This is a genomic window from Pantoea hericii, from assembly GCF_014155795.1.
Lineage (GTDB): Bacteria > Pseudomonadota > Gammaproteobacteria > Enterobacterales > Enterobacteriaceae > Pantoea > Pantoea eucalypti.
Map to the genome: position 1 here is coordinate 25,497 of NZ_SCKV01000008.1, position 24,998 is coordinate 50,494.

Annotated in this window: 25 protein-coding genes; 7 read left to right on the forward strand and 18 right to left on the reverse strand. The window is 55.3% G+C overall.

Translation table 11 applies throughout. The features are described 5' to 3' along the window. Positions 1 to 19: 19 nt before the first annotated feature. The 4 genes from H7K52_RS16655 to ppiA all read right to left on the reverse strand — a co-directional run bounded on the left by H7K52_RS16655 (position 20) and on the right by ppiA (position 2,062). On the reverse strand, positions 20 to 595 hold the full coding sequence (locus H7K52_RS16655; protein ID WP_008926263.1) for an aminodeoxychorismate/anthranilate synthase component II: 576 nt from the start codon (positions 593 to 595) through the stop codon (positions 20 to 22). A 41-nt stretch (positions 596 to 636) separates the two neighbouring features. Next, positions 637 to 1,230 carry a putative adenosine monophosphate-protein transferase Fic gene (locus H7K52_RS16660; protein WP_003852963.1) on the reverse strand — a complete coding sequence of 198 codons (594 nt, stop codon included), beginning with the start codon at positions 1,228 to 1,230 and terminating at the stop codon, positions 637 to 639. After that, positions 1,220 to 1,390 (reverse strand): YhfG family protein, encoded by a 171-nt coding sequence (locus tag H7K52_RS16665; protein WP_003852968.1) that lies wholly within the window; start codon positions 1,388 to 1,390, stop codon positions 1,220 to 1,222. The genes H7K52_RS16660 and H7K52_RS16665 overlap by 11 nt, the downstream gene beginning before the upstream one ends. 99 nt (positions 1,391 to 1,489) lie before the next feature. Next, positions 1,490 to 2,062, reverse strand: coding sequence for a peptidylprolyl isomerase A (gene ppiA / locus H7K52_RS16670; RefSeq protein ID WP_003852970.1), 573 nt, complete (start codon positions 2,060 to 2,062; stop codon positions 1,490 to 1,492). A 261-nt stretch (positions 2,063 to 2,323) separates the two neighbouring features. Between ppiA and tsgA the strand changes: the two genes are divergently transcribed. Further along, a complete protein-coding gene (tsgA, locus tag H7K52_RS16675) occupies positions 2,324 to 3,502 on the forward strand; it encodes an MFS transporter TsgA (protein ID WP_003852972.1) in 1,179 nt (392 codons plus the stop codon). 35 nt (positions 3,503 to 3,537) lie between these two features. Here the strand turns inward: tsgA and H7K52_RS16680 are convergent, their stop codons facing one another. The 13 genes from H7K52_RS16680 to pilM form a co-directional block, all read right to left on the reverse strand. Further along, entirely contained in the window at positions 3,538 to 4,815 is a 1,278-nt protein-coding gene (locus tag H7K52_RS16680) for a cytosine deaminase (RefSeq protein ID WP_039660817.1), read from the reverse strand. 404 nt (positions 4,816 to 5,219) lie between these two features. Continuing rightward, positions 5,220 to 6,221 carry a tryptophan--tRNA ligase gene (gene trpS / locus H7K52_RS16685; RefSeq protein ID WP_003852975.1) on the reverse strand — a complete coding sequence of 334 codons (1,002 nt, stop codon included), beginning with the start codon at positions 6,219 to 6,221 and terminating at the stop codon, positions 5,220 to 5,222. Between the two features lie 16 nt (positions 6,222 to 6,237). Then, a complete protein-coding gene (locus tag H7K52_RS16690) occupies positions 6,238 to 6,915 on the reverse strand; it encodes a phosphoglycolate phosphatase (protein WP_039660818.1) in 678 nt (225 codons plus the stop codon). Further along, a complete protein-coding gene (gene rpe, locus H7K52_RS16695) occupies positions 6,899 to 7,582 on the reverse strand; it encodes a ribulose-phosphate 3-epimerase (protein WP_003852981.1) in 684 nt (227 codons plus the stop codon). The genes H7K52_RS16690 and rpe overlap by 17 nt, the downstream gene beginning before the upstream one ends. Positions 7,583 to 7,649: 67 nt before the next feature. Further along, positions 7,650 to 8,465 carry an adenine-specific DNA-methyltransferase gene (gene dam / locus H7K52_RS16700; RefSeq protein WP_039660819.1) on the reverse strand — a complete coding sequence of 272 codons (816 nt, stop codon included), beginning with the start codon at positions 8,463 to 8,465 and terminating at the stop codon, positions 7,650 to 7,652. 93 nt (positions 8,466 to 8,558) lie between these two features. After that, the gene (locus tag H7K52_RS16705; RefSeq protein WP_182630239.1) at positions 8,559 to 9,605 is read right to left on the reverse strand and encodes an SPOR domain-containing protein; all 1,047 of its coding nucleotides are present in this window, start codon (positions 9,603 to 9,605) and stop codon (positions 8,559 to 8,561) included. Between the two features lie 72 nt (positions 9,606 to 9,677). Further along, the gene (gene aroB, locus H7K52_RS16710) at positions 9,678 to 10,766 is read right to left on the reverse strand and encodes a 3-dehydroquinate synthase (protein ID WP_182630240.1); all 1,089 of its coding nucleotides are present in this window, start codon (positions 10,764 to 10,766) and stop codon (positions 9,678 to 9,680) included. A gap of 38 nt (positions 10,767 to 10,804) precedes the next feature. Then, on the reverse strand, positions 10,805 to 11,326 hold the full coding sequence (gene aroK / locus H7K52_RS16715) for a shikimate kinase AroK (RefSeq protein WP_003852989.1): 522 nt from the start codon (positions 11,324 to 11,326) through the stop codon (positions 10,805 to 10,807). Positions 11,327 to 11,689: 363 nt separating this feature from the next. Beyond that, positions 11,690 to 12,961, reverse strand: a complete 1,272-nt coding sequence (hofQ, locus tag H7K52_RS16720; RefSeq protein WP_078805146.1) for a DNA uptake porin HofQ — start codon at positions 12,959 to 12,961, stop codon at positions 11,690 to 11,692. Then, positions 12,900 to 13,283: a HofP DNA utilization family protein gene (locus tag H7K52_RS16725; protein WP_003852993.1), complete on the reverse strand. Its 384-nt coding sequence runs from the start codon at positions 13,281 to 13,283 to the stop codon at positions 12,900 to 12,902. The genes hofQ and H7K52_RS16725 overlap by 62 nt, the downstream gene beginning before the upstream one ends. Beyond that, positions 13,273 to 13,770: a HofO family protein gene (locus tag H7K52_RS16730; protein ID WP_008926267.1), complete on the reverse strand. Its 498-nt coding sequence runs from the start codon at positions 13,768 to 13,770 to the stop codon at positions 13,273 to 13,275. The genes H7K52_RS16725 and H7K52_RS16730 overlap by 11 nt, the downstream gene beginning before the upstream one ends. Beyond that, positions 13,763 to 14,305, reverse strand: a complete 543-nt coding sequence (locus tag H7K52_RS16735; protein WP_003852996.1) for a PilN domain-containing protein — start codon at positions 14,303 to 14,305, stop codon at positions 13,763 to 13,765. Before H7K52_RS16735 ends, H7K52_RS16730 begins: the two co-directional genes overlap by 8 nt. After that, a complete protein-coding gene (pilM, locus tag H7K52_RS16740) occupies positions 14,305 to 15,111 on the reverse strand; it encodes a pilus assembly protein PilM (protein ID WP_140916367.1) in 807 nt (268 codons plus the stop codon). Before pilM ends, H7K52_RS16735 begins: the two co-directional genes overlap by 1 nt. 116 nt (positions 15,112 to 15,227) lie before the next feature. On the opposite strand from pilM, the gene mrcA reads away from it, so the two are divergent. Further along, entirely contained in the window at positions 15,228 to 17,777 is a 2,550-nt protein-coding gene (gene mrcA / locus H7K52_RS16745; RefSeq protein WP_008926270.1) for a peptidoglycan glycosyltransferase/peptidoglycan DD-transpeptidase MrcA, read from the forward strand. Positions 17,778 to 17,848: 71 nt separating this feature from the next. On the opposite strand, the gene nudE is transcribed toward mrcA, so the two are convergent. Next, positions 17,849 to 18,412 carry an ADP compounds hydrolase NudE gene (nudE, locus tag H7K52_RS16750; protein ID WP_003853003.1) on the reverse strand — a complete coding sequence of 188 codons (564 nt, stop codon included), beginning with the start codon at positions 18,410 to 18,412 and terminating at the stop codon, positions 17,849 to 17,851. Positions 18,413 to 18,803: 391 nt separating this feature from the next. Between nudE and H7K52_RS16755 the strand changes: the two genes are divergently transcribed. The 5 genes from H7K52_RS16755 to pckA all read left to right on the forward strand — a co-directional run bounded on the left by H7K52_RS16755 (position 18,804) and on the right by pckA (position 24,967). Then, the gene (locus tag H7K52_RS16755; RefSeq protein WP_033743308.1) at positions 18,804 to 20,939 is read left to right on the forward strand and encodes an intracellular growth attenuator family protein; all 2,136 of its coding nucleotides are present in this window, start codon (positions 18,804 to 18,806) and stop codon (positions 20,937 to 20,939) included. A gap of 54 nt (positions 20,940 to 20,993) precedes the next feature. Beyond that, positions 20,994 to 21,641 carry a GMP/IMP nucleotidase gene (gene yrfG, locus H7K52_RS16760; RefSeq protein ID WP_182630241.1) on the forward strand — a complete coding sequence of 216 codons (648 nt, stop codon included), beginning with the start codon at positions 20,994 to 20,996 and terminating at the stop codon, positions 21,639 to 21,641. A gap of 13 nt (positions 21,642 to 21,654) precedes the next feature. Next, on the forward strand, positions 21,655 to 22,056 hold the full coding sequence (gene hslR, locus H7K52_RS16765; RefSeq protein ID WP_003853009.1) for a ribosome-associated heat shock protein Hsp15: 402 nt from the start codon (positions 21,655 to 21,657) through the stop codon (positions 22,054 to 22,056). A gap of 49 nt (positions 22,057 to 22,105) precedes the next feature. After that, positions 22,106 to 22,972, forward strand: a complete 867-nt coding sequence (gene hslO / locus H7K52_RS16770; RefSeq protein WP_003853011.1) for an Hsp33 family molecular chaperone HslO — start codon at positions 22,106 to 22,108, stop codon at positions 22,970 to 22,972. Between the two features lie 375 nt (positions 22,973 to 23,347). Continuing rightward, positions 23,348 to 24,967, forward strand: coding sequence for a phosphoenolpyruvate carboxykinase (ATP) (gene pckA / locus H7K52_RS16775; RefSeq protein ID WP_003853012.1), 1,620 nt, complete (start codon positions 23,348 to 23,350; stop codon positions 24,965 to 24,967). The last annotated feature ends 31 nt before the right edge of the window (positions 24,968 to 24,998 follow it).

A 24,998-nucleotide genomic window follows, 5' to 3' on the forward strand; every position in this document is an offset into this window, starting at 1 on the left:
AAAATCACTCAAAGGCAACTTATTGCTCAAGGAAATTGCGCAGCAGCAGATGTCCCTGCTCGCTGAGAATGCTCTCGGGATGGAACTGTACGCCTTCCAGCGCCAGAGTTTTGTGGCGGAATCCCATAATTTCGTCAGGCTCGCCGTCACGCATCGTCCAGGCCGTCACCTCGAACGCCTCGGGCAGAGTATCGCGCTGCACAATCAGCGAGTGATAGCGGGTCACGGTAAGGGGATTATTGAGATTGCGAAACACGCCCTGGCCGGTGTGCTGAATGGCAGAGGTTTTGCCGTGCATCACCTGACGCGCACGTACCACCTGCGCGCCATACGCCTGCGCAATCGCCTGATGGCCCAGGCAGACGCCCAGCACCGGCAGCTGTCCGGCGAAGTGCCGGATTGCCGCCAGCGAGATGCCTGATTCCGACGGCGTGCAGGGGCCAGGCGAGATGACCAGATGGGTCAGTGGCAGCGCCGCCATCTGCTCCAGCGTGATGGCATCATTGCGCACCACCTGAACCTGCGCGCCCAGCTCGCAGAAATATTGATAGAGATTCCAGGTAAAGGAGTCGTAATTGTCGATAAGCAGCAGCATGACGTGTCCAGAATGATAAACCGCGCCGCTATTCTACGCGGTCAGGCCGCCTCACTCACCACTTTCGCAAAGACCTGCTCCAGCGGGACCAAATCTCCGGCTACACCGGCCTGATTCGCCGCTTTCCAGCTTTCAGCATCCGTCTCTTCCCAGTTCAGCAGATATCCGGCATGCAGTGCAAGCTGTTCAAAGAAAATCCGCTGCGCCCGACCATTTCCGTGGCGGAAAGGATGCAGCATATTGATTTCGCAATAGTAGTGAGCGAGGCGCTGAATAAATTCGTCACGCGGCAAATCAGCTAACCCCTTCTCTTCTTCCAGCGCGGCCATCAGGGCATTGCCTTCCTTTTCGATATATTCGAAATGACAGAACGGCGTCTCATCACGCCAGATATCAATGGTGCGCAGTTCCCCCGCCCAGCTGTAGACATCCTGGAACAGCGTGCGATGGATCTGGCGCAGGTAAGGCAGCCCGGGATTACGCGGGCCCAGCTCCAGCGTAGCGGCGCGTGCCGCACTAAAGCTCAGCTCTGCCTTGCGCAGCTGCGCAGCGTCATGAATATCGGGCAGGTTTTTCAGCACGTTGTCGTGCTGCCACAGGTAGGGATCCTGGCTGACGGCGGTATTAGAGTCCATATTGCCTCCTCAGTGACGCCAGACGTGCGGCTGCATCATCGCTGTTAACACTGGTTTCATTTGGCATGAAACCTTCCAGCCGACAGCTGGCCTGATAGCTGGCGCTACGTCGCTGTTGCCACAGGGTGACCTTCTGTTTTTCGGTGAGTTTGTTCGCCATGCCGCCTCCTGCTCAGGTTTTTGCCCTAAGTATAAGAGCAATTTCTGGCTTTGCCGGAGGCGACAGACGGTCGCCATCCGCAGATGGCGACGAAAAGCGTTAAGGCAGAACTTTAGCGGAGAGGATAACTACCGGTTTGGACGGAACATTCTGGTAAGGACCCACATCTTTGGTCGGAACCTGAGAAATTTTTTCAACCACATCCTGACCTTTCACAATCTTGCCAAATACGGCATAGCCAAAATCGCGCTGTCCGTGGTCGAGGAAGGCATTATCCGCGACGTTGAGGAAGAACTGGCTGGTCGCACTGTCTTTATCGGCGGTACGCGCCATAGAGATGGTGCCGCGCAGGTTACGCAGGCCATTGTCCGCTTCGTTTTTAATTGGCGCGTTGGTCTGCTTCTGCTGCATGTCTGTGGTGAAGCCCCCACCCTGCACCATAAAGCCCGGGATCACGCGGTGAAAAATGGTGTTGTTGTAAAAACCATTGTTGACGTAATCAACGAAGTTTTTCACAGAAACCGGCGCTTTTTGGTTATTCAGTTCGAGTTCAATATTGCCGGCGGAGGTGGTGAGCAGAACGTGGGTGTCACCTTTTGCGGCCAGCGCCTGGGCGGAAACGGAAGAGAGCGCTAACAGGGTGATGGCCGCTGTTAAAGTACGTTTAAACATGAAAGATTCCTTACCTGGGAGAGCGGGCACAAAAACGTGATTGATTGTAAAGAGACTCTATTCCATGAGCCAGCGTTTTACCTATATTTACGCTGTTGCAGCAAAAGGTCTGAGCAAACGTTAAACACCCGCAATTGCGTGATTAAAATCACACAATACATGAAATATGGATCTGTAGTTTCACTGCTTGTTTATTAAGATCACAGTTCCGTTTACACTTTCTGACACTTTTTGCCACCCGGTTCTCAACAGGTTCAGAACATGACAAACCGTAATCGTATTGGCCTCACCTGGATAAGCTTCTTCTCCTATGCACTGACCGGCGCGCTGGTGATCGTTACCGGCATGGTAATGGGCGATATCGCAAAAGATTTCCAGATCCCCATCTCCAGCATGAGTAATACCTTCACCTTCCTCAACAGCGGCATTTTAGCTGCGGTCTTCCTGAACGCCTGGCTGATGGTCATTGTGCCGCTGAAGCGCCAGCTTATTTTCGGCTTCGTCCTGATGGTGCTGGCGATAATCGGATTGATGACCAGCCGCGATCTCACTGTCTTCTCGCTCTGCATGTTTGTACTGGGTGTGGTGAGCGGCATTACCATGTCGATCGGCACCTTCCTGATTACCCACATGTATGAAGGTCGTCAGCGTGGTTCACGCCTGCTGTTCACCGACTCCTTCTTCAGCATGGCGGGCACACTGTTTCCGGTGCTGGCAGGGATTCTGCTGGCGCGTCAGTTGCCGTGGTACTGGGTCTACGTCTGCATCGGCTTTATCTACGTCGCCATCTTCATCATGACGCTGTTTGTTGAGTTCCCGGTGCTGCGTAAGCCTGAAAACAGCCCGACGGTTGAGAAAGAAAAATGGGGTGTGGGCGTGCTGCTGCTGGCAGTGGCGGCACTCTGCTACATTCTGGGCCAGCTCGGCTTTATCTCCTGGGTGCCGGAATATGCCACCAAAGTCATGGGCATGAACATCAATGACGCAGGACAACTGGTGGGCAGCTTCTGGACGGCGTATATGGTGGGTATGTGGGCCTTCAGCTTCCTGCTGCGTTTCTTCGATCTGCAACGCATTCTGATGGTGCTGGCAGGCCTGGCGACCGTGCTGATGTACTGGTTCGTCAGCAGCAGCGATGCTGGCATGCTGAAGTGGATCATCATGATTCTTGGTTTCAGCTCAAGTGCTATCTACACCACCATTATCACTCTGGGTTCACTACAGACCAAAGTGGCTTCACCGAAGCTGGTGAACTTCATCCTGACCTGCGGCACCGTCGGCACCATGCTGACCTTTGTGGTCACGGCACCTATCGTTGAGAAAAGTGGTGTGCATACCGCACTGGCGACGGCTAACGCGCTCTACGCCGTGGTGTTTGTAATGTGTGCCCTGCTCGGCTTTGTCAGCCGTCATCGTACTCACGGTCACGTCACGCATTAATCCTTCAGAGCGGCGAGTCATCGCCGCTCTGCTTTCTACCGCCGGAAGTCGATGCGCTCCCGTTCCCGCCAGTAAATCTCGCTTTCTGCGGGCTTTGTCTCTGCCACCACGACACCACGACGCAATGAATAGCGCACCGGCACCTGCCTTCTGACCGCATCAAAACCGCTTTCCGCTGGCAGAATGATCAGGCTGGCCTCGTTGCCGCTCTGAATGCCATAACCTGACAGCTGCATCGTCTTCGCGCTGTTATGCGTAATCAAATCCAGACCCGCATCAATCTGCTCATAGCCCATCAGCTGACAGACATGTAATCCCATATGCAACACCTGGAGCATATTGGCGGTGCCCAGCGGATACCAGGGATCAAACACATCGTCGTGGCCGAAGCAGACGTTAATCTCTGCCTCCAGCATCTCTTTTACGCGCGTTATCCCGCGCCGCTTAGGATAGGTGTCAAAGCGACCCTGCAGATGAATATTGACCAGCGGATTGGCAACAAAGTTAATGCCCGACAGTTTAAGCAGCCGGAACAGCCGTGAGGCGTACGCGCCATTGTAAGAGTGCATTGCGGTGGTATGACTGGCCGTCACACGTGCGCCGTTGCCATCGCGATGTGCCAGCGCCGCCACGGTTTCCACAAAACGCGACTGTTCATCATCAATCTCATCGCAGTGAACATCGATCAGCCGGTCGTAGCGGTTAGCCAGCGCAAAGGTTTTATGCAGCGACTCGACGCCATATTCGCGGGTGAATTCGTAGTGCGGAATGGCGCCGACCACATCCGCGCCCAGCCGTAACGCCTCCTCCAGCAATGCTTCGCCGTTGGGATAAGAGAGAATGCCCTCCTGAGGAAACGCGACAATCTGAAGGGTGATCCATGGGGCCATCTCCGCTTTCAGCTCCAGCATCGCTTTCAGCGCCGTCAGTGACGGATCGGACACGTCAACGTGAGTGCGGACAAACTGGATACCGTTGGCGATCTGCCACTTCAGCGTCTGCAACGCCCGCTGTTTAACATCTTCGTGGCTGAGCAGCGCCTTGCGTTCGGCCCAGCGCTCAATGCCTTCAAACAGCGTCCCGGACTGATTCCATGCCGGTTCACCCGCCGTCTGGGTGGTATCCAGATGAATATGAGGCTCAATAAAGGGCGCGCAGGCTATGCCGCCCTCACCGTCCAGTGATTGATCCGCGGGTGAAGGCTGCTGCGGCTGAGCTGAAATGCGGGCAATTTTTCCGTCGGCGATTTCGATTTGCCACAATCCTTCCCGCCAGGGTAAACGCACGTTATTGATCCACTTGGGTGACAACATGGCTGATTCCTTATCCGGTTAACCTGAGTGGTTAAAACTAGCACGATTCATACCACGCACGGCAATGCAGGATATTCAGCAGGTTAGCCTCACCAGATAAACTTAATTAAAATCAAAAACATACCTCTTAATAGGTATATAGGACCGTGGTTGATGTATATCAATAAGCGTCAGAAATGGCGCGCTATTGTAGCCGCAGATATCGCAAATTTGAGGCAAAAATGAGCAAGCACAATGTCGTCGTTATTGGTAACGGCATGGTCGGCCAGCCGGAGAGGTGACCAGTCCCAGCCTGATGATCATCGGCAGCGTGGTGAGTCTGCGTGAAAGCCTGCGCTGGTTTTAAATCCTGCAAATAAAAACGGCGGGCACAAAGCCCGCCGCGTTGTTTGTCTGCTCAGCCATTATGGCATCGCGACAAAGCCTACCGCCTGATAAACCTTCTTCAGCGTTTCCTGCGCCTGTGCGCGTGCTTTGGCCGCGCCATCACGCATTACCTGCTCCAGCAGGGCTTCATCGTTGCGGAAGCGATGATAACGCTCCTGAAGCTCAGAGAGCATGCCCGACACAGCATCGGCTACCGCGCCTTTCAGATGACCATACATTTTGCCTTCGAACTCCTGCTCCAGCTCAGCAATGGTTTTACCGGTCACGCCTGACAGAATATCCAGCAGGTTAGACACGCCCGCTTTCTCTTTGATGTCGTAGCGCACCACTGGCGGCTCTTCAGAATCAGTAACGGCACGTTTGATCTTCTTCACGACCGCTTTCGGATCTTCCAGCAGGCCGATAACGTTATTGCGGTTATCGTCAGACTTGGACATTTTTTTGGTCGGTTCCAGCAGCGACATGACGCGCGCACCCGATTTCGGAATGAACGGCTCTGGCACTCTGAATATGTCGCCATAGATCGCATTGAAGCGATGTGCGATATCGCGGCTCAGCTCCAGATGCTGCTTCTGATCTTCACCCACCGGCACCTGATTGGTCTGATAAAGCAGAATGTCCGCCGCCATCAGCACCGGATAATCGAACAGACCAGCGTTGATGTTCTCTTCGTAGCGCGCTGATTTATCTTTGAACTGCGTCATGCGGCTCAGTTCACCGAAGTAGGCGTAGCAGTTCAGGATCCAGCTCAGCTGCGTGTGTTCTGGCACATGCGACTGAACAAAGATGGTGCTTTTTTCCGGGTCGATACCACAGGCCAGATAAAGCGCCAGCGTGTCCAGCGTCGCTTTGCGCAGTGCTGCAGGATCCTGACGCACGGTGATTGCGTGCAGATCAACGATGCAGTAAATGCAGTGAAAATCATCCTGCATCTGCACCCACTGACGCAGCGCTCCCATATAGTTGCCAATGGTCAGTTCGCCGGACGGCTGTGCGCCGCTGAAAACGATGGGTTTCATACTTAAGTCCTGATATTTACAGCCCCAGAGCGGGCAAAAGTTCGTCGAAAGAGTCGAGGGTTAAATCGGGCTGGCTGGTCACAATCGGCTCGCCATAATTATAACCAAAGGTCATACCCACATTCGGTACGCCTGCCGCCTGCGCCGCCTGAATATCATTGCGAGAGTCGCCAACAAACAGCAACTCATTCTGCAATACGCCGAAGGTGCCCAGCACCATAAAGATCGCTGCAGGGTGCGGTTTTTTAACCGGCACATCGTCGCCACCAATAATCAGCGAAAACGCATCGGCAATGCCCAGCGATTCCAGCAACGGTGCCACAAACGGCGTCGGCTTGTTCGTCACAATCGCCATCGGCAATCCGGAAGCCTTTAATGCCTCCAGCGTCTGCTTTACCTGTGGAAACAGCGTGCTACCCGCCTCTACCGTATCGGCGTAGTGCCGGTCAAACAACGCCCGCGCATCACGCTGCTCTTCAGGCTGCGGTTCGCGACCCAGCGCGAAGGTCAGCGCGCGGGCCATCATGATATCGGCACCGTTGCCGATCCAGGTGGAGACCCGCTCAAGGCCCGCCTGCGGCAGGCGGAGATCGCTCAGCGTACGGTCGATCGCATCAGCAAGGCCTGGCGCGCTATCCACCAGCGTGCCATCGAGATCAAACGCCAGCGCACGAATCTCAGTGAAATGAGCCATTGGCTTTCTCCAGTTCATTGCGCATATCGTCGATCACTTTTTTATAGTCAGGATGACCGAAGATGGCAGAACCGGCGACAAACATGTCAGCACCGGCAGCCGCTATCTCGCGGATATTGTCGATCTTCACGCCGCCATCCACTTCAAGGCGAATGTTGTAACCGCTCTGATCGATGCGTCTGCGCGCTTCACGCAGTTTATCCAGGGTGCCGGGAATAAATGACTGACCGCCAAAACCAGGGTTCACTGACATCAGCAGAATGATATCCAGCTTATCCATGACGTAATCCAGATAGCTAAGCGGGGTCGCCGGGTTAAACACCAGACCTGCTTTACAGCCATGCTCTTTAATCAATTGCAGGGTGCGGTCAACATGTTCGCTGGCTTCGGGATGAAAGGTGATGTAAGTGGCGCCGGCTTTGGCGAACTCAGGGATCAGCGCATCTACCGGCTTCACCATCAGATGCACATCGATGGGAGCGGTGATGCCATAGTCCCGCAGTGCTTTTAGCACCATCGGACCCATGGTCAGATTAGGGACGTAGTGGTTATCCATCACGTCGAAGTGCACCACGTCACCTCCGGCCGCCAGCGCTTTGGCTGTGTCTTCGCCCAGACGGGCAAAGTCCGCCGAAAGGATTGAAGGGGCCAGCAAATATTGTTTCATCCGATTCTCCCACTGTTGTGCGCCAGCCCGGAGGCTGGCGTGATGCGTTGGTCGCGGACGAAACAGACTAGCGATAAAGTGCCAGCAGTTCGTCGACCTTGGTGCGACCCGTTATGCTTCGGCTGATAGAACGCCGGGCTTTGACCACATGTAACACTGCATCCTGATACCACAAACGCGTCAGTGCAGTGTCGTGGTTAGAAATCAGAACCGGAATACGGTTCTCCGACGAAGCGAGCTGTGCCGCTAACGCCGCCAGATTCTCCTGCTCGCGAAGACTGAAGCTGTTGGTGTGATAAGCCGTGAAATTAGCCGTTGCCGACAGCGGGGCATAAGGCGGATCGCAATAGACCACAGAGCCCTTGCCAGCATTGGTCAGCGTAACATCGTACGATTCACAGACAAACGTCGCTTTTTGCGCGCGCTCGGCAAACCATAACAGTTCTGCTTCCGGAAAGTAGGGTTTGCGATAGCGGCCAAACGGCACGTTGAACTCACCACGCAGGTTATAGCGACAGAGGCCGTTGTAACAGTGACGGTTCAGATAGAGGAACAGCAGCGCGCGCTGGTAGGCGTCGGTGCTGGTGTTGAATTCGGTGCGCCGCTGGTAATAACAGATCTCGTTGTTACCTTCCGGCGTAAACAGCAGCTGCGCGTCACGAATGAAATCCGCCGTGCGCGTTTTAACAATGTTGTAGAGATTAATCAGGTCACTGTTGATATCTGCAAGATGGTAGCGATCAAACTCCGTGTTCAGAAACACTGAACCTGCACCCACAAAGGGCTCGACCAGACAGTCGCCTTGCGGCAGGTGACGATGGATCTCTTCTACTAAGGGAAATTTTCCCCCTGCCCATTTCAGGAAAGCGCGATTTTTTTTCATGCTGTCGTGGTTATTACATCTTATTGTGAGGCTGTGGCTTTACCGACAGCAGATCTGCGCTTAAAACGGGGCCAGAACATGGCCCCACATCCGCTATTGGCTGGCTTCTTTCTTCACCTGGCTAACGGGTTTTACCCAGGGGTTTTTTGCACGTACTTCCGCAGGCAGCGACGCGACAGCGCGTTTGGCATCCGCCGGTGTGGCATAAGATCCACTCACCAGCACATACCACGGCTGACCGTTACGGGTGGTTTTGTAGACGTGATACCCGCTCAGATTCTGTTGTTTAGCCCAGGCATTCAGGCTTTCCGCCTTCGATGCACCGCTCAGCTGCAGCGTATAGCTGCCGCCTGGCACGGATTTGCTGGCTGAACTGCTGCCGGTGGACGCAGTGGCCGGAGCAGAACTGGCTGGGGAATGCGCTGGCGTGGTATGCGTTTTGCTGTCACGGGTTGCAGGTTTCGACGCCGTTTTATGCGATGAATCATGCGCCGGACGTGCAGAAGCATTGGATTTGTTGGGCGTCTGACGTGAAGGTGCGGCGACAGGATTGGCTGCCGTTCCTGCATTACCGCTGACCGTCGCGGGCGCCGTCGGCAGTGAACTGCCACCCTGCGTTCCCATCGCAGCGTTATCGACCTGCTGCTGCTGATTCGTCAGCGCGCTGTTCAGATCGCCTGGCAGCGTGACGCGCTGCTGATTTGCTGGCGCGTCAACCGGCGCGGCCTGGGTAGGCGTTGACGCCACAGGCGGCATGGAAACGTCACGCTGAGGAGCAGAGGCACCCTCACCGCTGGTCGATGCGTTATTTGCGTCAGCCGCTGGCGTGGTTTGACCTGACGGAGGAGTCTGCCCGGCTGACATGGAAGAGGAGCCGCCCAGATCGATATTCTTCTCGCTACCGGAACCGCCACTGGCGGCAGGAGTCGTGCCCGCAGTCGCTGGCTTTTTCTCATCCGGGCCATTCAGCGCTGAACCAATACCCAGTACCAGTAACAGCAGAACCAGAATCCCGACACCCATCATGATGCGCTGGCGCGACGCCGGTACTTTGGCTGCGGCAGACGGCTTACGCGGGCGCGAGGGACGGCGGTCGCTGGCGTCAGGTTTTAACTCGTCTTCCGGTTTAAACTCATCCATTTTGCCTCCTCCGTAAAGCGGCATTCCGCACTGCGCACCCTGCGCGCCGCGTCACCACTCAACTGCTTAATCTCAGGGTTGCTGACAATCATTAATCGCAGCCAGCACCATATCATGTGCCACGCCACCACGCACTTCAGAGCGACCAATCGACAGCGGGAGTATCAGCCGCAGTTCGCCCGCCAGAACTTTTTTATCGCGCATCATGTGCGGCAGATACATCTCCGCACTCATCGCCTGCGGCCCATGCACCGGTAAACCGGCACGGCGGAACAGCGCAATAATGCGGTCGGTCTCCTGCGCCTGGAACTGCCCCAGACGTTCAGCCGTTCGTGCTGCCATCACCATGCCTGTCGCAATGGCTTCACCATGCAGCCAGTTGCCATAGCCCATATGTGCTTCAATCGCATGACCAAAAGTATGGCCCAGATTAAGCAACGCCCGCTGACCGTTTTCACGCTCATCGGCCGAAACAACCTCGGCTTTCAGCTCACAGCAGCGACGAATGCAGTACGCCAGCGCCTGTTCATCCAGCGCCAGCAGAGCATCAAGATTCTGCTCCAGCCACTCAAAAAATATCCCGTCGAGAATGATGCCGTACTTAATGACTTCCGCCAGACCCGACGCCAGTTCGCGCGCGGGCAGTGTCTTCAGACAGGCCGTATCAATCACCACCGACGCGGGTTGATAAAACGCGCCGATCATGTTTTTGCCCAGCGGATGGTTAACGGCCGTTTTACCGCCAACCGAAGAATCAACCTGCGACAGTAAGGTGGTCGGTACCTGAATAAAGCGTACGCCACGCTGATAACTGGCCGCAGCAAAACCGGTAAGATCGCCAATGACGCCACCGCCTAAGGCGATAAGCGTCGTATCACGACCGTGCGGCTTTTGCAGAAGTGCGGTAAAAACCTGATCCATTACGGCCAGCGTCTTGTATTGCTCGCCGTCGGGTAAGATCACCTGATCCACTTTTACACCAGCCGCCTTCAGCAGCGCTGTAAGCGGGTCAAGATAAAGCGGAGCCAGCGTCTGGTTTGTCACCACCATGGCGTTTTCGCCCGCGCGTAGCGGCCAAAAAGAAGCCGGATCGTTAAACAGTCCGGCGGCGATAGTGATGGGGTAACTGCGTTCCCCTAGTGAGACGGTGATCTTCTCCATGATGCTCGATACCTGTTAAAGAGCCTTCGAACGTTGGATCAACTTTTTTCCAACATGTGGATAATCTGATTCGCCACCACTTTCGCACTCTGATCATCTGTGCGAATGGTTACATCGGCGATCTCTTCGTAGAGCGGGTTACGTTCGCCAGCCAGCGCTTCGAGCACTTCACGCGGCGGTGAATCCACCTGCAGCAACGGACGTTTTTTGTCACGTTGGGTGCGCGCCAGTTGCTTCTCGATGGTGGTTTCAAGATAAACCACAACACCGCGAGCGGAGAGCCGATTACGCGTTTCCCGGGATTTGACGGAACCCCCGCCTGTCGCCAGGACGATGCCTTGCTTCTCGGTCAGTTCGTTGATGATTTTTTCTTCGCGATCGCGAAAGCCAGCTTCGCCTTCGACATCAAAAACCCAGCCCACATCCGCTCCGGTGCGTCGCTCAATTTCCTGATCGGAATCGAAGAACTCCATGTTGAGTTGCTGAGCCAACTGACGGCCAATAGTGCTTTTGCCGGCACCCATCGGCCCAACCAGAAAGATATTGCGTTTCTCTGCCATTTTGTCGGTATTACTAAGAATTCGTTAATGATACCCCGCGTTCAGCATTCGCTGGCGGGACAGGAACTGAGACCTCATGAGCGTTAGCAAGAGTCAGATGAAAAATTATCTCAACACTCAAGGCTGTTTGGCAACCGATTATATTGCCTTCAGCACATCCATTTCTGAATTGGCCTGTGTTCGCGAAACTGTAACGCGCCAGCGCTGCGTCTTTTACAACGCTGCTTACAGAGAAGTTTTCTGATCTGTTTGCCGGGATTTACCCAGCCTAGACGGTTACACCGTATTGAAAATCGCTAAACCTTGTAAGCTAATTCCTCTCCTGCGTCAACGCAGATGGCCTTAAGGGACGCATTTTCCGTTTTATCCAGCCGTAAGCGCTGCTTCCCTGACCAATCGTGGCGTAATGAAGATCACCAGCTCTCTTTTTTTGCGCTGCTCAGATTGCTGGCGAAATAACCCGCCAATCAGCGGCACATTTCCCAGTAGCGGCACCTTATTCTCGCCACGACTACGCTGCTGCTGAAAGATACCCCCTAACGCCAGTGTTTGCCCGTCACTGACCGTGACCTGAGTCTCAATTTCCTGTTTATCAATGGATAATATGTTGCTGTCACCGGTTCTGATGCTGCGACCCGGCATATTCTGGCTGATACGAATTTTCAGCTGGATGCGGCCATTACCGGAAAGGGTCGGTGTCACCTCCATGCCCAGCACCGCTTCTTTAAACTCAATACTGGTTGCCCCGCTGTTTCCTGCTGACACTTCATAAGGAATCTCCGTGCCCTGCTTAATCGATGCGGTCTGCTGATGTGAGGTAAAGAGGCGCGGACTGGCGATGATTTCAATCTGGTTTTCCTGTTCCAGCGCGCTTAACTCCAGATCCAGAAGCTGGCCGCCTATACGCGCCAGCGCCATCCCCACGCTGATGCCGGGTGAACTCAACGCCAGCGGGATATCCAGACGGGGATGGTGCAGAATGTCAGTCACTGCGGCGTCACCCGCCTGCAATCCCCACTTCACCCCCAACTCCTGCAAATGCTCTTCGCTGATGGTAACGATATGCGCTGAGAGCTCAATCTGCTCCAGTGGCAGATCCAGCGCCCGTATCCAGCGTTCTGTCTCTTTTAAAGCCGCTGCGGTATCGCGCAGTAACAGCGCATTGGTCCGTTTATCGACTGTCACGCTGCCGCGCGCCGTCATCAGCGACTGCCGCTCACTCAGCAGACTGGCATGCACCTCGCTGGCGCTGGCATAACGCAATGTGACCGCGCGCTGCTGCAAAGGTACTTGCTGCAACTGCGCCTGCTGCTCAGCCGCACGAGCCTGCTGTTGCGCCTGTTGCCAGCTTTCCGGATAGACCAGCAGGACATTATCCTGTTCAATCAGCGTCAGCTTTGCCATGCGCGCCACCAGCTCCAGCGCCTGATGCCACGGCAGGTTATCCAGCCGCAGCGATAACGAACCTTCCACCTCTGGCGCAATCATCAGATTGATCTGCTGATAATCAGCCAGCGCCTGCAAAATACGCTCTACCGGTGCATTATCAAATGTCAGGCTGAGCGGTTCCTCATCAGCGGCGTAAACCGGCAGCAGGCAGCTGATGACCAGCAGCAGAGTGGCTATCCAAACCATACGAACGTCCTTTTAAATAGAATGTAGTCTGTTGTGCGGTGCAGCTGTTTTGCACCGCTAAGGTGATGCTGCGGCGGGTCATGTCAGTGAGTTGCCAGGGCGCTACAGGAAAAGGTTTGCCGATGCGGGCGATGACAATCTCTTTATGCGGACCAATCAGCCAGGCATGGAAATGCGCCTCCCGGCCAATGATCCCCTGCAGACGCCAGCCAGTGAGCGGTTCCACTGACGCTTCACACACTGAACCGGCAACCGGCCTGAACGGATCACGCGCCACCACACTGCTACAGCACAGCAGTAAAATCAGCAGGCTATGGCGCATCGTCAGATTCCAGCCAGAGTTGAGCGATCAGGAACTGCGGCTGCGCCAGCAGCAGGAAATGCACCGGAAACGGTGCGGAGGCATCGGCAAGCTCGGCAAAAAGCGACTGGAATGCCGGCCACTGCAGATGCAGCGTCAGCACGCGGGAGGGTGCATCCGGCTGCCACTCTTCCAGTTGGTTACGACGTGCCGCCAGAATCGCTTCCAGTGCCAGGCCTGATGTGCCAGATACAGACCGGGCACGCTGAATTTCCGCCAGTTGCACCTGCAACACCTCATTATCAGGATGCTGACGCCACTGCTGCTGGCGCTGCTGCAGGGTACGGGTCAACTGCAACAGCGCCACCTTTTCAGTTGTCAGCGCCTGCTGCTGTGGCCGCAGCCAGAGAATCCACGAGAGCAGGAGCAGGCAGAATGCGAGGGCGGCGAGCAAGCCGTAACGCGGAAGCGCGGCCATCTGCCACCACCGCTCCCACCACTCATTCATCAGCCACCGCCTGGACCGTTGCCCGCAGTGAAAAACGATAACTGCCATCGGCCTGCCGCTTTACACCGCCCTGCTTAACCTGATCCAGCAGGGCGACCGTAGTTAACTGCTGGCGGAATTGCCGGACCGAGGCCATATCCTGCGCCTGGCCCTCCAGAGTCAGATGATTGTCACGCTTCTCCAGACGGGTCAGCCAGGCGGAATCGGGCATCAACACGGGTAAATTGAGCCAGAACTGCTGCCAGGCAGCCAGTTGCACGGCCTGCTGACGCTGCTTTGCCTGCTGTTTTTGTACGACGGCGAGCCGGGCGAGTAACTGCTTTTGCTGCGCGAGTTGTTGTCCCAGAGCGTCCAGCGCCTGCTGCTGTAAACTGCGCGTCTGCGCCACCTGCTGACGCGCCTGATGGATCTGCCAGGTTTGTTGCACAACAACCAGAAACAACGTACCCAGCATCAGTAACAGCATCACCAGACTCTGCCGCTGCTGCTGTTGCCGACGGTGCTGCCGCCAGGGCAGCAGATTAACCGCCACCATTATTCATCTCCATCACGTAGCGCCAGCCCGGCCGCCAGCGCAAAGGCTCCCGGGTTTTCCGGCAAAGGAGGTTGCTTATAGCGAAAGAGATCAAAAGGGGAAAAGCGGGTGGCTTCGGCGGGCAGTACACCCGGCTCTGCGGCGCACCAGGCAACAAAACTGGCGTCGGGGAAAGCCTGCTGCCGCAGGGCCGCCAGTGTGGCGACTTCGCCGATGTCAGCCGCTGAGTGCGCATCGCTCCAGAGCCAGCGGTTATCCTGCTGCAGAACCAGTACCGCGCCGGATTTCAGTGCTGCCTGCCGGGCTAATCGCTTCAACGCATTAGTGGTCAGTTCAAACACCTGCGGCTTTAATCCTGACTGTAACAGTGGCGCTGCCCACTGATCGATAATCTCCAGCCGCGCTGCCGTGACGCAGAGTTGATCACGCTTTGCATCCGGCCGGTAATCCAGCGCCAGCGCAGTGGGCTCCAGAGGAAAGAGACGGCGCGCGGCCGCCTGCACGTAATGCCCCAGCGCGGGTTCGTTCAGCGCCTGCGCAGGCAGGGGAAGCTGGCGCTGTAACACCAGCCGGGCGGGCAGTGCGACACGCAGCGAATAACGACGCGGCAACCGCTGACGCCATGCCGTTAAGGCCGCCAGTAATTCAGGCGAAGATTGCAGCACGCCGTTTCTTAACGTATCTTGCGGCAGCCGCTGCTGCCACCAGTGGCGTAGCTGCCAGCCATCACGACGAGGCTGGAGGGCAAGGGCACAAATCTGCCTATTCTGAATATCCAGCCCAATTTGCCAGGTATGAAAAGCCATGCGCGCGATCTCCTTATCGTCCGGGAAAATGGACATATCAAAGCGTCTGGCTTGCCTTTATACTACCGCGCGGTTGTTTATAAACTGCTCAAACGACAACAGATGGGAAATTCCAGGTGAAGTTCGTAAAGTATTTATTAATCCTTACAGTGTGTTGCATCCTGTTGGGAGCTGGCTCGATTTATGGTTTATACAAATATATAGAGCCACAGCTGCCCGACGTTAACACGCTGAAAGATGTGCGTCTGCAAACCCCTATGCAGGTTTACAGCGCCGATGGCGACCTGATCGCCCAGTATGGCGAAATGCGCCGTATCCCTTTGACTCTGCAGCAAGTGCCACCTGTCATGGTGAAAGCGTTTATTGCGACCGAGGACAGCCGTTTTTATGAGCACCATGGTGTTGATCCGGTGGGTATTTTCCGTGCGGCCAGCATTGCACTGGTCTCCGGTCATGCTTCACAGGGTGCAAGTACCATCACTCAACAGCTGGCCCGTAACTTCTTCCTGAGTCCGGAACGCACCCTGATGCGTAAAATAAAGGAAGCTTTCCTGGCGATCCGCATTGAGCAGTTGCTGAATAAAGATGAAATCCTTGAGCTCTACCTGAATAAGATCTACCTGGGCTATCGCGCTTATGGCGTCGGTGCAGCCTCACAGGTCTATTTCGGTAAGCCCGTTGACCAGCTGTCGCTGAGTGAGATGGCGATGATTGCCGGTCTGCCGAAAGCGCCGTCTACCTTTAACCCGCTTTACTCGCCGAGCCGCGCCCTGTCGCGCCGCAACGTGGTACTGGCGCGTATGCTGGATCAGCATTACATCACGCAGCAGCAATATGACGAGGCCCGTAATACACCGCTGGTGGCGAAGTATCATGGCCCGGAAATCGCCTTCTCTGCCCCTTATCTCAGCGAGATGGTGCGTCAGGAGATGGTGAAACGCTACGGCAATAATGCCTACACCGACGGTTACAAGGTGTACACCACCGTGACTCGTCGTCTGCAGGAAGCCGCGCAGACCTCGGTGCGCAATAACGTCATGGCCTACGATATGCGTCATGGTTATCGCGGCCCGACAAGCGTGCTGTGGAAAGTGGGTGAACCGGCCTGGGATCAGACGAAGATCGAGAAAGCGCTGAAGGTGCTGCCGGTTTATGGCCCGCTCCACCCGGCCGTCGTGACAGAAGCACGCAGCGATGAAGCGACCGTTATGATGCAGGATGGCAGCAATGTGTCGCTGTCATTAGCCGGTGTGCGCTGGGCGCGTGCTTATAAGTCTGACACCGTGCAGGGCCCGACGCCGAAAAGCGTGACGCAGGTCCTGCAGGCTGGCCAGCAGATTTGGGTGCGTAAAGTGGGTGACGACTGGTGGCTGGGTCAGGTGCCGGATGTGAACTCGGCACTGGTCTCACTGGATCCAAATGATGGTGCGGTGCGCGCGCTGGTAGGTGGTTTTGCCTTTAACCAGAGCATGTTTAACCGTGCGACCCAGGCACTGCGCCAGGTCGGCTCTAACATCAAGCCTTTCCTTTATACCGCCGCCATGGATCGCGGGTTGACGCTCGCCTCCATCCTGAACGATGTGCCGATTTCACGCTGGGATGCAGGTGCGGGTGCAGACTGGCGTCCGAAAAACTCACCGCCAACTTACGATGGTCCGATTCGTCTGCGTCAGGGATTAGGTCAGTCGAAAAACGTCGTGATGGTGCGTGCGATGCGTGCGATGGGCGTGGATTATGCCGCAGAGTATCTGCAGCGCTTTGGTTTCCCGGCGCAGAACATTGTTCACACCGAGTCGCTGGCACTGGGTGCGGCCTCATTCACCCCATTACAGGTGGTGCGTGGCTACTCCGTGATGGCGAATGGCGGCTTCCTGGTTGATCCTTACTTCATTACGAAGATTGAGAACGAACAGGGCGGCACCGTCTTTGAAGAGAAACCGAAGATCGCCTGTCCGCAGTGCAATCTGCCGGTGATTTATGGTGAGACCAAAAAAGCGCTGGCGCTGAATGAAGAGAGTGTTGAGAACGTTGCTGCCTCAAATAACAACCAGAATCAGGCAGTTCCTCAGCCTGAACTGGAGCAGGTTCCTGCTCAGGCTCAGCAGGGCGATCAGCAATATGCACCTCACGTGATCAATACGCCGCTCAGCTTCCTCATCAGGAGCGCGCTGAACAGTAATATCTTTGGCGAACCGGGCTGGATGGGAACGGGCTGGCGTGCCGGACGTGACCTTAAACGTAATGATATCGGCGGGAAAACCGGTACCACCAACAGCTCGAAAGATGCCTGGTTCTCGGGTTACGGCCCTGGCGTAGTGACCTCCGTCTGGATCGGTTTTGATGATGCGCGCCGTAATCTGGGCCGCAGTACGCTTTCCGGCGCGATTCCCGATCAGATATCGGGCTATGAAGGTGGCGCGAAGAGTGCGCAACCGGCATGGGATGAGTTCATGAAGAGCGCGCTGGACGGTGTACCGGTGCAGCCATTGACACCGCCGGATGGCGTCGTCACGGTGACAATCGATCGCAGTACCGGCAAGCTGGCAAATGGCGGCGGTAACACGCGTCAGGAGTACTTCATCAATGGTACCCAGCCGACCGAATATTCGGTTCACGATGTGGGTACCACTATTATGGATAACGGCGAGAGTCACGAACTGTTCTGATGTGATCCCTGTTATTGCACGATAAAAAAAGCCGACATCTGTCGGCTTTTTTATTCATTAAAGCATCCTGTTCAGTAACGCAGCCGTCCCTGTTTCACCAGCCATTCGCGCGCCATAAACAGTGCACTGACATTACGCGCCTCGCGGAAATCGGGTTCGTCCAGCAGCGACAGCATATCGCTGAGCGGCCAGCGGTGGATAATCAGCGGCTCCGGCTCATCACCCTCCAGCTTTTCAGCATAGAGACCTTCCGCGATCACAATATTCATTTTGCTGGAAAAGTAAGAAGGTGCCATGGTGAGCTTGCCCAGCGTGGTCAGCTGATCTGCACCAAAGCCGACTTCTTCTTTCAGTTCGCGCACCGCCGCTTCATTCACGGTTTCGCCTGCATCGATCAGCCCTTTCGGGAAGCCGAGTTCATAGGTTTCCAGTCCGACGGCGTACTCCTGAATCAGGATCAGATGATCATCAATAATCGGCACAATCATCACCGCTTCGCGCTCTGAAGGCTTCATCCGCTCATAGACGCGATGTGCACCATTGCTGAAAGCCAGATCAACCGACTCAATAGTGAATAACCGTGAACGTGCCACGGCGGTGATATTGAGGATGTCAGGTTTTTTTGGAATTTTCATATCAGCCTCAAATTATTCTGCGCCGGCTATCAGTAGCGAATTAGCATACCTAACCGCAGGCAATTGTGCGACAGTCAGACAGTGACGTTATCGTTGCACAGATTCAGTCGGTTGAATAACAGGCTTTAGTTATCAGTTAAGACTAAATTTGCATTAGTCAATACGCTGCGATAAGTTTCAGATAATACCGATATTTAATCCAGTCTGTGCCGGTTACCATTCGGACAAGGCAGGGTTTAACAAATGCCAATCAGATATACGCTGGCACTATTTCATCGGGTGTCTGACTCCTCAGGGTTATATAATCTTTCGGAATGTCTCTTTTATAGTGAGCATAACCGGGAGCGAAAGTTTAAAGTGAAGGCAGCATTTTGGCTGAATTGAGCAGAGCATGAGCACAATCTTGATGATCCTGGCCATAGTGCTGACCTGTTCAATCCTGGCAGGCATGGGGTTTTGGTACGCTATGCGGCATCGTCCGCCGTTGGCGAAACCACTGCCATTCATCAGTCCGCCCTGCCGTAAGCTCTCTCCGCAGGAACGTGAGGCTGTCGATAAGTATGTCGCCGCGCTGGAAAAACAACTCAGTACGCCTGTCACTACCCATAAGCGAAGCGCGTCTGAACGGCTGACGCTGACAGCGCAGAGCAACAATGTCTATCCGGTTACCCGCGCAATTACCCGTTACGGCCTCTCCACAGACGATCCCCATAAATGGCGCTATTACCTGGATGAGGTTGAAGTTCATCTGCCGCCGCTGTGGGAACAGTACATTACCGACGAAAACTATGTGGAGTTAATCCGCACCCAATCTATTCCGCTGGTGATCTCGCTGAACGGCCACTCGCTGGTTGATTACGCTGTGGATCAGCAATCGCTGCCTGTGCTCATGCGTCCTGTGTCCACCAACGCCTCAATCCGCAAAGCAGAAACAGAAAATGTTGAGCTGCTGCAGGTGCGTAAAGAGACGCCAGAAGAGTATCGTCTGTCGCGGCCAGACGGCACGCGTGAAGCGGTGACGATCTCTCTGGCCTTCTTACTGTTCTTCTTCAGCCTGTTAGTGCCTGCCACGCTGATGATCTGGCTGGTGTTGACGGGGACATTAATGATTGGCGCCAGCCTCTGGCTGCTTTATCGCATTCCCGGCGAACGCGGGCTGCGTGATATACACTGCCTGCGCGGCGCACCAAAACGCTGGGGTCTGTTCAGTGAATCGAACCAGGAGCAGAGCAATATCACGCTGGGCATTATTGACCTTGCCTATCCGCCACATTGGCAGCCTTACGTCGCACACGATCTCGGTCAGGTAACGGATGTCGAGATCTACCTTAATCGTCAGGTGGTGCGTCAGGGTCGCTTCCTGTCGCTACAGGATGAGGTCAAAAACTTCCCTATCCAGCGCTGGCGGAAAAACGTGGTGCTGGCGTGTGGTTCACTGTTGGTGCTGACTATGCTGGTCACCTGGATCCCGCTCACGATGCCGATTAAACTGAGTCTGGCCTGGGCAAGAGGCACCGACAGCCTGGAGGTCAGCAGCGTTGATAAGCTCAGCAACGTGGCACTGAACATTGGCGACAACCTCAAAGTGAGTGGCACCGGTATGTGTTCAGTGCCGGACAACTATCAGAGCAACCGCAGCTACGCCTACATGCCGTTCGACTGTTCGGCGATCTACTGGAATAACGCGACGCCACTGCCGCAGCCGCAATCGGACATTATTGATAAAGCGGCGGCGCTGCTGGAGACCACCACAAAGCAGCTGCATCCCGAAACCAATACTGACCCTAAACTGAACCCACAGCTGGCTTCCGCGATTCAAAAGTCCGGAATGATTCTGCTGGATGACTTCTCAGATCTGGTGATGAAAACGCAGGATCTCTGCAATCAGCCGCAGGATTGTATGCGGCTGAAAAACGCCCTGGTAAACCTTGGCAATGCCAAAGACTGGGAAGCTTTGATGCGTCGGGCAGATTCCGGTCAGTTAAACGGCATGAATGTGCTGCTGCGCCCGGTGAGTGCGGAAGCGCTGGAAAACCTGGTTAATACCGCTACATCCACCTTCTTTTTCCGCGAAACCCGTCGGGCGGCAGAAAATCTTAACAGCCCGCCTCCAGGGGGATTCCTGATCGTCAGCGACGAAGGTCGCCAGTTAGTGAATCAGCCGCAGCCCACCGTATCGCTGTTTGATCTCGATCCGCCTTCTCAGTGGCGTGAGCTGCAACGACTCTCCACCGTACTGCTGCATACACCTTTCAGCGCCAGCGGCATCATCACCAGCATTTCAACGGATGCCAACGGCACGCGTCACATTGTCCTGCACAATGAACCGGATGCCATGGCGCAGTGGCGCTATCTCGGCACCGTATTGCTGCTTCTGATGCTGCTGACCTGTGGGATAATTAACGGCTTACTGGCGCTTCGCCGCATGCACCGTAATCGCCAGCGCATGATCGATATCCAGCAGTATTACGAAAAGTGTTTCAACCATAACCTTGGCACTTTGCAGGGTGTGCGCTCGATATTCTGAGTCCTGCCCTTCTGTGCTACCCTGTCGCCCGGTTTTTTCACAGGGTGAACCTGGATGCTCAACTGGTCTGAGATTGATACCGTGCTGCTCGACATGGATGGCACGCTGCTGGATTTGGCGTTTGATCGTCACTTCTGGCTGGAGCATGTGCCTGAACAGCTCAGCCAGCAACGCGGCATCAGCCGGGCGGAAGCCGACGCGATCATTGCGGAAAAATATCAGGCCGTCGCCCATACGCTAAACTGGTATTGTCTGGATTACTGGGCAGACGCGCTGAAGCTTGATATCCGTGCCATGACGCTGGCGATGCGCAGCCTAATTGCCCTGCGTGACGATACGCTGCCTTTTTTGCAGGCGCTGCGTCGCGCGGGCAAGTCCACCATCCTGCTGACCAACGCGCATCCTTACAATCTGGACGTCAAACTGGCGCAGACAGGTTTAGCGCCGCACCTTGATTTATTACTTTCCATCCATACCTTTGGGTATCCGAAAGAAGACCAACGTTTATGGCAGGCGGTACAACAGCACACCGGCTTTTCTGCGGCGCGCACGCTGTTTATCGATGACAACGAAGTGATTCTGGATGCTGCAACGTTATGGGGCATCGGCTGGTGCTTAGGCGTGAAGAACCCTGATTCGGGTCGTCCTGAGCAAATCTTTCAGCGTCACCGGGCCACTGGCGATTACCGGACGCTGATCTGAGTCAGGAGCAGCAATGAAAGAGAAAAGCAGCGAAGAGGTCCGCCTCGACAAGTGGCTGTGGGCCGCGCGCTTCTACAAAACCCGGGCGATTGCGCGGGAGATGATTGAAGGCGGCAAAGTCCATTACAACGGCCAGCGCAGCAAACCCGGCAAAGTGGTGGAACTGAATGCGGAACTGACACTGCGTCAGGGCAATGATGAACGCACCGTGATCGTGGCGGATATCAGCGCCCAGCGCCGTCCCGCCAGTGAGGCCCAGCAGCTCTATCGCGAAACCGATGCCAGTATTGAAAAACGCGAAAAAATGGCGCAGGCGCGCAAACTCAATGCGCTGACTATGCCCCATCCCGATCGGCGACCTGACAAAAAAGAGCGTCGCGATTTGATGAAGTTTAAATTATCGGGCGATGAATAACGCCGTCTTCGCTGACGCACCGTCGCCCCGTTCCAGTGAGAGAAAAAATATGTCAGTCCAGGATCAACTGCACCGTTATCTGTTTGAAAATGCCGCCGTGCGCGGCGAGCTGGTGAACGTCTCTGACACCTGGCGTGAAACCGTGAAAAATCACGACTATCCGGCACCGGTTAAAACGCTGCTGGGTGAGATGCTGGTAGCGACCAGCTTGCTGACCGCCACGCTGAAGTTTGATGGCGAAATCACCGTACAGCTGCAGGGTGACGGTCCGCTGTCGCTGGCCGTGATTAACGGCAACAACAATCAGGAGCTGCGGGGCGTAGCGCGTATCAAAGGCGACATCCCGGACGACAGCACCCTGAAAAGCATGGTCGGCAACGGTTATCTGGTAATCACGATTTCGCCTGAAAAGGGTGAACGTTACCAGGGTGTGGTCGGGCTGGAAGGTGAAACCCTGGCTGCGTGCCTGGAAGATTACTTCATGCGCTCAGAGCAGCTGCCAACGCGTCTGTTTATCCGCACCAGCGACAAAGGCGCCGCCGGTATTCTGCTGCAGGTGCTGCCCGCGCAGGACACAGAGAAAGAGGTCTTCGAGCACCTTGCGACGCTGACCGAAACCATTAAAACAGAAGAGCTGATCGATCTGCCGGCGAATGAAGCGCTCTGGCGTCTCTATCATCAGGAAGAGGTCACCCTCTACGATCCGCAGCCGGTGATCTACAAATGCACCTGCTCGCGTGAACGTTGTGGCGAAGTGCTGACTACGCTGCCACAGGAAGAAGTGGACGAGATCATCGCGGAAGATGGCAAAATCGACATGCACTGTGACTATTGCGGTTCAAACTACGTGTTTGATGCTGTCGATATCGCCGGTATTCGCAGCCACTCCCTTGAGAATGATGACCGTCTGCATTGATTTGATTGTTCGGGCGGCGTCTGCCGCCCCTTCTCCTCTCCCCCTTTCCTATCCCCATAATTTTCCAGACAAATTATCTTTTTTTACTTTCATAACATCTTTTAAACGTTCGAAACATAGCCTTAACGCGCCCTGAGTCGCATTTTTAGATCACTGCCCTTTTTCCCGTAACGCAGAAGAGTAAACTGCGCGCGATCGTGCAAACGCCCGGAAGCCAGAGGCAGATGCCCTGAAAAGTCCGGTTCTCTTTGCAGGCTGTCGTGACGAAGCGCAGTGGACTGTCAGTGATTCGCCGCACCTGATGCAACAGCCGGTTGGCACGATCCCAACCTATCTCTGCTTTGCAGAACAGACACCGATTTAAGGAGCAGTAAAATGCGCGTTAACGGCCTGACCTCGCAAGACCTTGCCGCTTTGGGCATCGTGGATACCACGGAAGTGGTTTACAACCCTGATTACGACACACTATTTCAGGAAGAGACGCGCCCGGACCTCGAAGGTTTTGCTCGTGGCACCCTGACGCAGAGCGGCGCGATTGCAGTAGACACCGGGATTTTCACCGGGCGATCGCCTAAGGATAAGTACATTGTGCGTGATGACACCACGCGCGATACCCTGTGGTGGAACGACCAGGGCACCGGCAAAAACGACAATCAGCCTCTGTCGCAGGAGACCTGGAACGCACTGAAAAGCTGCGTCACCCGCCAGCTTTCCGGCAAGCGTCTGTTTGTTGTGGATGCGTTCTGCGGGGCCAATGCCGATTCACGTCTGAGCGTACGTTTCGTCACCGAGGTCGCCTGGCAGGCGCACTTCGTGAAGAATATGTTCATCCAGCCTGACGATGCTGAGCTGGCCGACTTCAAACCTGACTTTGTGGTGATGAACGGAGCTAAATGCACCAATCCTGACTGGCAGGCGCAGGGTCTTAACTCAGAGAACTTTGTCGCTTTCAATCTGACTGAGCGTATGCAGCTGATTGGCGGAACCTGGTACGGCGGCGAGATGAAGAAAGGTCTGTTCGCCATCATGAACTACCTGCTGCCGCTGAAAGGCATCGCCTCCATGCACTGCTCTGCTAACGTGGGTAAAGCAGGTGATGTGGCGGTCTTCTTTGGCCTTTCGGGTACCGGCAAAACCACCCTCTCCACCGATCCTGATCGCCAGTTGATTGGCGATGATGAACACGGCTGGGACGATGATGGCGTGTTTAACTTTGAAGGCGGTTGCTACGCCAAAACCATCAACCTCTCTGAGCAGGCTGAGCCGGAGATCTACCGCGCCATTCGCCGCAACGCGCTGCTGGAAAATGTGGTGGTACGCGAAGATGGCAGCGTTGATTACGCAGATGGCAGCAAAACGGAAAACACCCGCGTCTCCTATCCGATCAATCACATCGACAATATCGTGCAGCCGGTCTCAAAAGCGGGCCACGCGAAGAAAGTGATTTTCCTTACCGCCGATGCGTTTGGCGTGTTGCCACCGGTTTCACGTCTGACGCCGGAGCAGACACAGTATCATTTCCTGTCAGGATTTACGGCCAAACTGGCCGGTACCGAGCGTGGCGTGACGGCACCCACCCCAACCTTCTCCGCCTGTTTCGGCGCGGCATTTCTGACGCTGCATCCGACGCAGTACGCTGAAGTGCTGGTGAAGCGAATGGAAGCGTCCGGTGCGCAGGCTTACCTGGTGAACACTGGCTGGAACGGCAGCGGCAAACGCATCTCACTGAAGAATACCCGCGCCATCATCAATGCGATCCTGGCGGGTGAGCTGGATGATGCGCCAACGGAAACGCTGCCGATCTTTAATCTGCAGATGCCGGTTGCGCTGGGCGAGCTGGATAGTGACACGCTGGATCCGCGTCGTAGCTGGGAGAGTGAAGAGAAGTGGACCGCTGCTGCCGAGGGTCTGGCACAGCGCTTTATTGATAACTTCGACAAGTACACCGATAACGCCGCAGGTGCTGCGCTGGTGAAAGCGGGCCCGCAACGCTAAAAGAACCGGCGCGGCAATAACAGTGCCGCGC

Excerpts from the sequence above, each read along its gene's own strand:
- aroB (WP_182630240.1), bottom strand. The coding sequence starts at position 10,766 with ATGGAGAAGATCACCGTCTCACTAGGGGAACGCAGTTACCCCATCACT.
- rpe (WP_003852981.1), bottom strand. The coding sequence starts at position 7,582 with ATGAAACAATATTTGCTGGCCCCTTCAATCCTTTCGGCGGACTTTGCC.
- hslO (WP_003853011.1), top strand. The coding sequence starts at position 22,106 with ATGTCAGTCCAGGATCAACTGCACCGTTATCTGTTTGAAAATGCCGCC.
- pckA (WP_003853012.1), top strand. The coding sequence starts at position 23,348 with ATGCGCGTTAACGGCCTGACCTCGCAAGACCTTGCCGCTTTGGGCATC.
- H7K52_RS16730 (WP_008926267.1), bottom strand. The coding sequence starts at position 13,770 with ATGAATGAGTGGTGGGAGCGGTGGTGGCAGATGGCCGCGCTTCCGCGT.
- H7K52_RS16690 (WP_039660818.1), bottom strand. The coding sequence starts at position 6,915 with ATGGCTCATTTCACTGAGATTCGTGCGCTGGCGTTTGATCTCGATGGC.
- H7K52_RS16655 (WP_008926263.1), bottom strand. The coding sequence starts at position 595 with ATGCTGCTGCTTATCGACAATTACGACTCCTTTACCTGGAATCTCTAT.
- aroK (WP_003852989.1), bottom strand. The coding sequence starts at position 11,326 with ATGGCAGAGAAACGCAATATCTTTCTGGTTGGGCCGATGGGTGCCGGC.
- H7K52_RS16660 (WP_003852963.1), bottom strand. The coding sequence starts at position 1,230 with ATGGACTCTAATACCGCCGTCAGCCAGGATCCCTACCTGTGGCAGCAC.
- H7K52_RS16680 (WP_039660817.1), bottom strand. The coding sequence starts at position 4,815 with ATGTTGTCACCCAAGTGGATCAATAACGTGCGTTTACCCTGGCGGGAA.
- H7K52_RS16705 (WP_182630239.1), bottom strand. The coding sequence starts at position 9,605 with ATGGATGAGTTTAAACCGGAAGACGAGTTAAAACCTGACGCCAGCGAC.
- H7K52_RS16665 (WP_003852968.1), bottom strand. The coding sequence starts at position 1,390 with ATGGCGAACAAACTCACCGAAAAACAGAAGGTCACCCTGTGGCAACAG.
- H7K52_RS16725 (WP_003852993.1), bottom strand. The coding sequence starts at position 13,283 with ATGCGCCATAGCCTGCTGATTTTACTGCTGTGCTGTAGCAGTGTGGTG.
- tsgA (WP_003852972.1), top strand. The coding sequence starts at position 2,324 with ATGACAAACCGTAATCGTATTGGCCTCACCTGGATAAGCTTCTTCTCC.
- H7K52_RS16735 (WP_003852996.1), bottom strand. The coding sequence starts at position 14,305 with ATGGTGGCGGTTAATCTGCTGCCCTGGCGGCAGCACCGTCGGCAACAG.
- hofQ (WP_078805146.1), bottom strand. The coding sequence starts at position 12,961 with ATGGTTTGGATAGCCACTCTGCTGCTGGTCATCAGCTGCCTGCTGCCG.
- trpS (WP_003852975.1), bottom strand. The coding sequence starts at position 6,221 with ATGAAACCCATCGTTTTCAGCGGCGCACAGCCGTCCGGCGAACTGACC.
- pilM (WP_140916367.1), bottom strand. The coding sequence starts at position 15,111 with ATGGCTTTTCATACCTGGCAAATTGGGCTGGATATTCAGAATAGGCAG.
- dam (WP_039660819.1), bottom strand. The coding sequence starts at position 8,465 with ATGAAAAAAAATCGCGCTTTCCTGAAATGGGCAGGGGGAAAATTTCCC.
- H7K52_RS16755 (WP_033743308.1), top strand. The coding sequence starts at position 18,804 with ATGAGCACAATCTTGATGATCCTGGCCATAGTGCTGACCTGTTCAATC.
- ppiA (WP_003852970.1), bottom strand. The coding sequence starts at position 2,062 with ATGTTTAAACGTACTTTAACAGCGGCCATCACCCTGTTAGCGCTCTCT.
- nudE (WP_003853003.1), bottom strand. The coding sequence starts at position 18,412 with ATGAAAATTCCAAAAAAACCTGACATCCTCAATATCACCGCCGTGGCA.
- hslR (WP_003853009.1), top strand. The coding sequence starts at position 21,655 with ATGAAAGAGAAAAGCAGCGAAGAGGTCCGCCTCGACAAGTGGCTGTGG.
- yrfG (WP_182630241.1), top strand. The coding sequence starts at position 20,994 with ATGCTCAACTGGTCTGAGATTGATACCGTGCTGCTCGACATGGATGGC.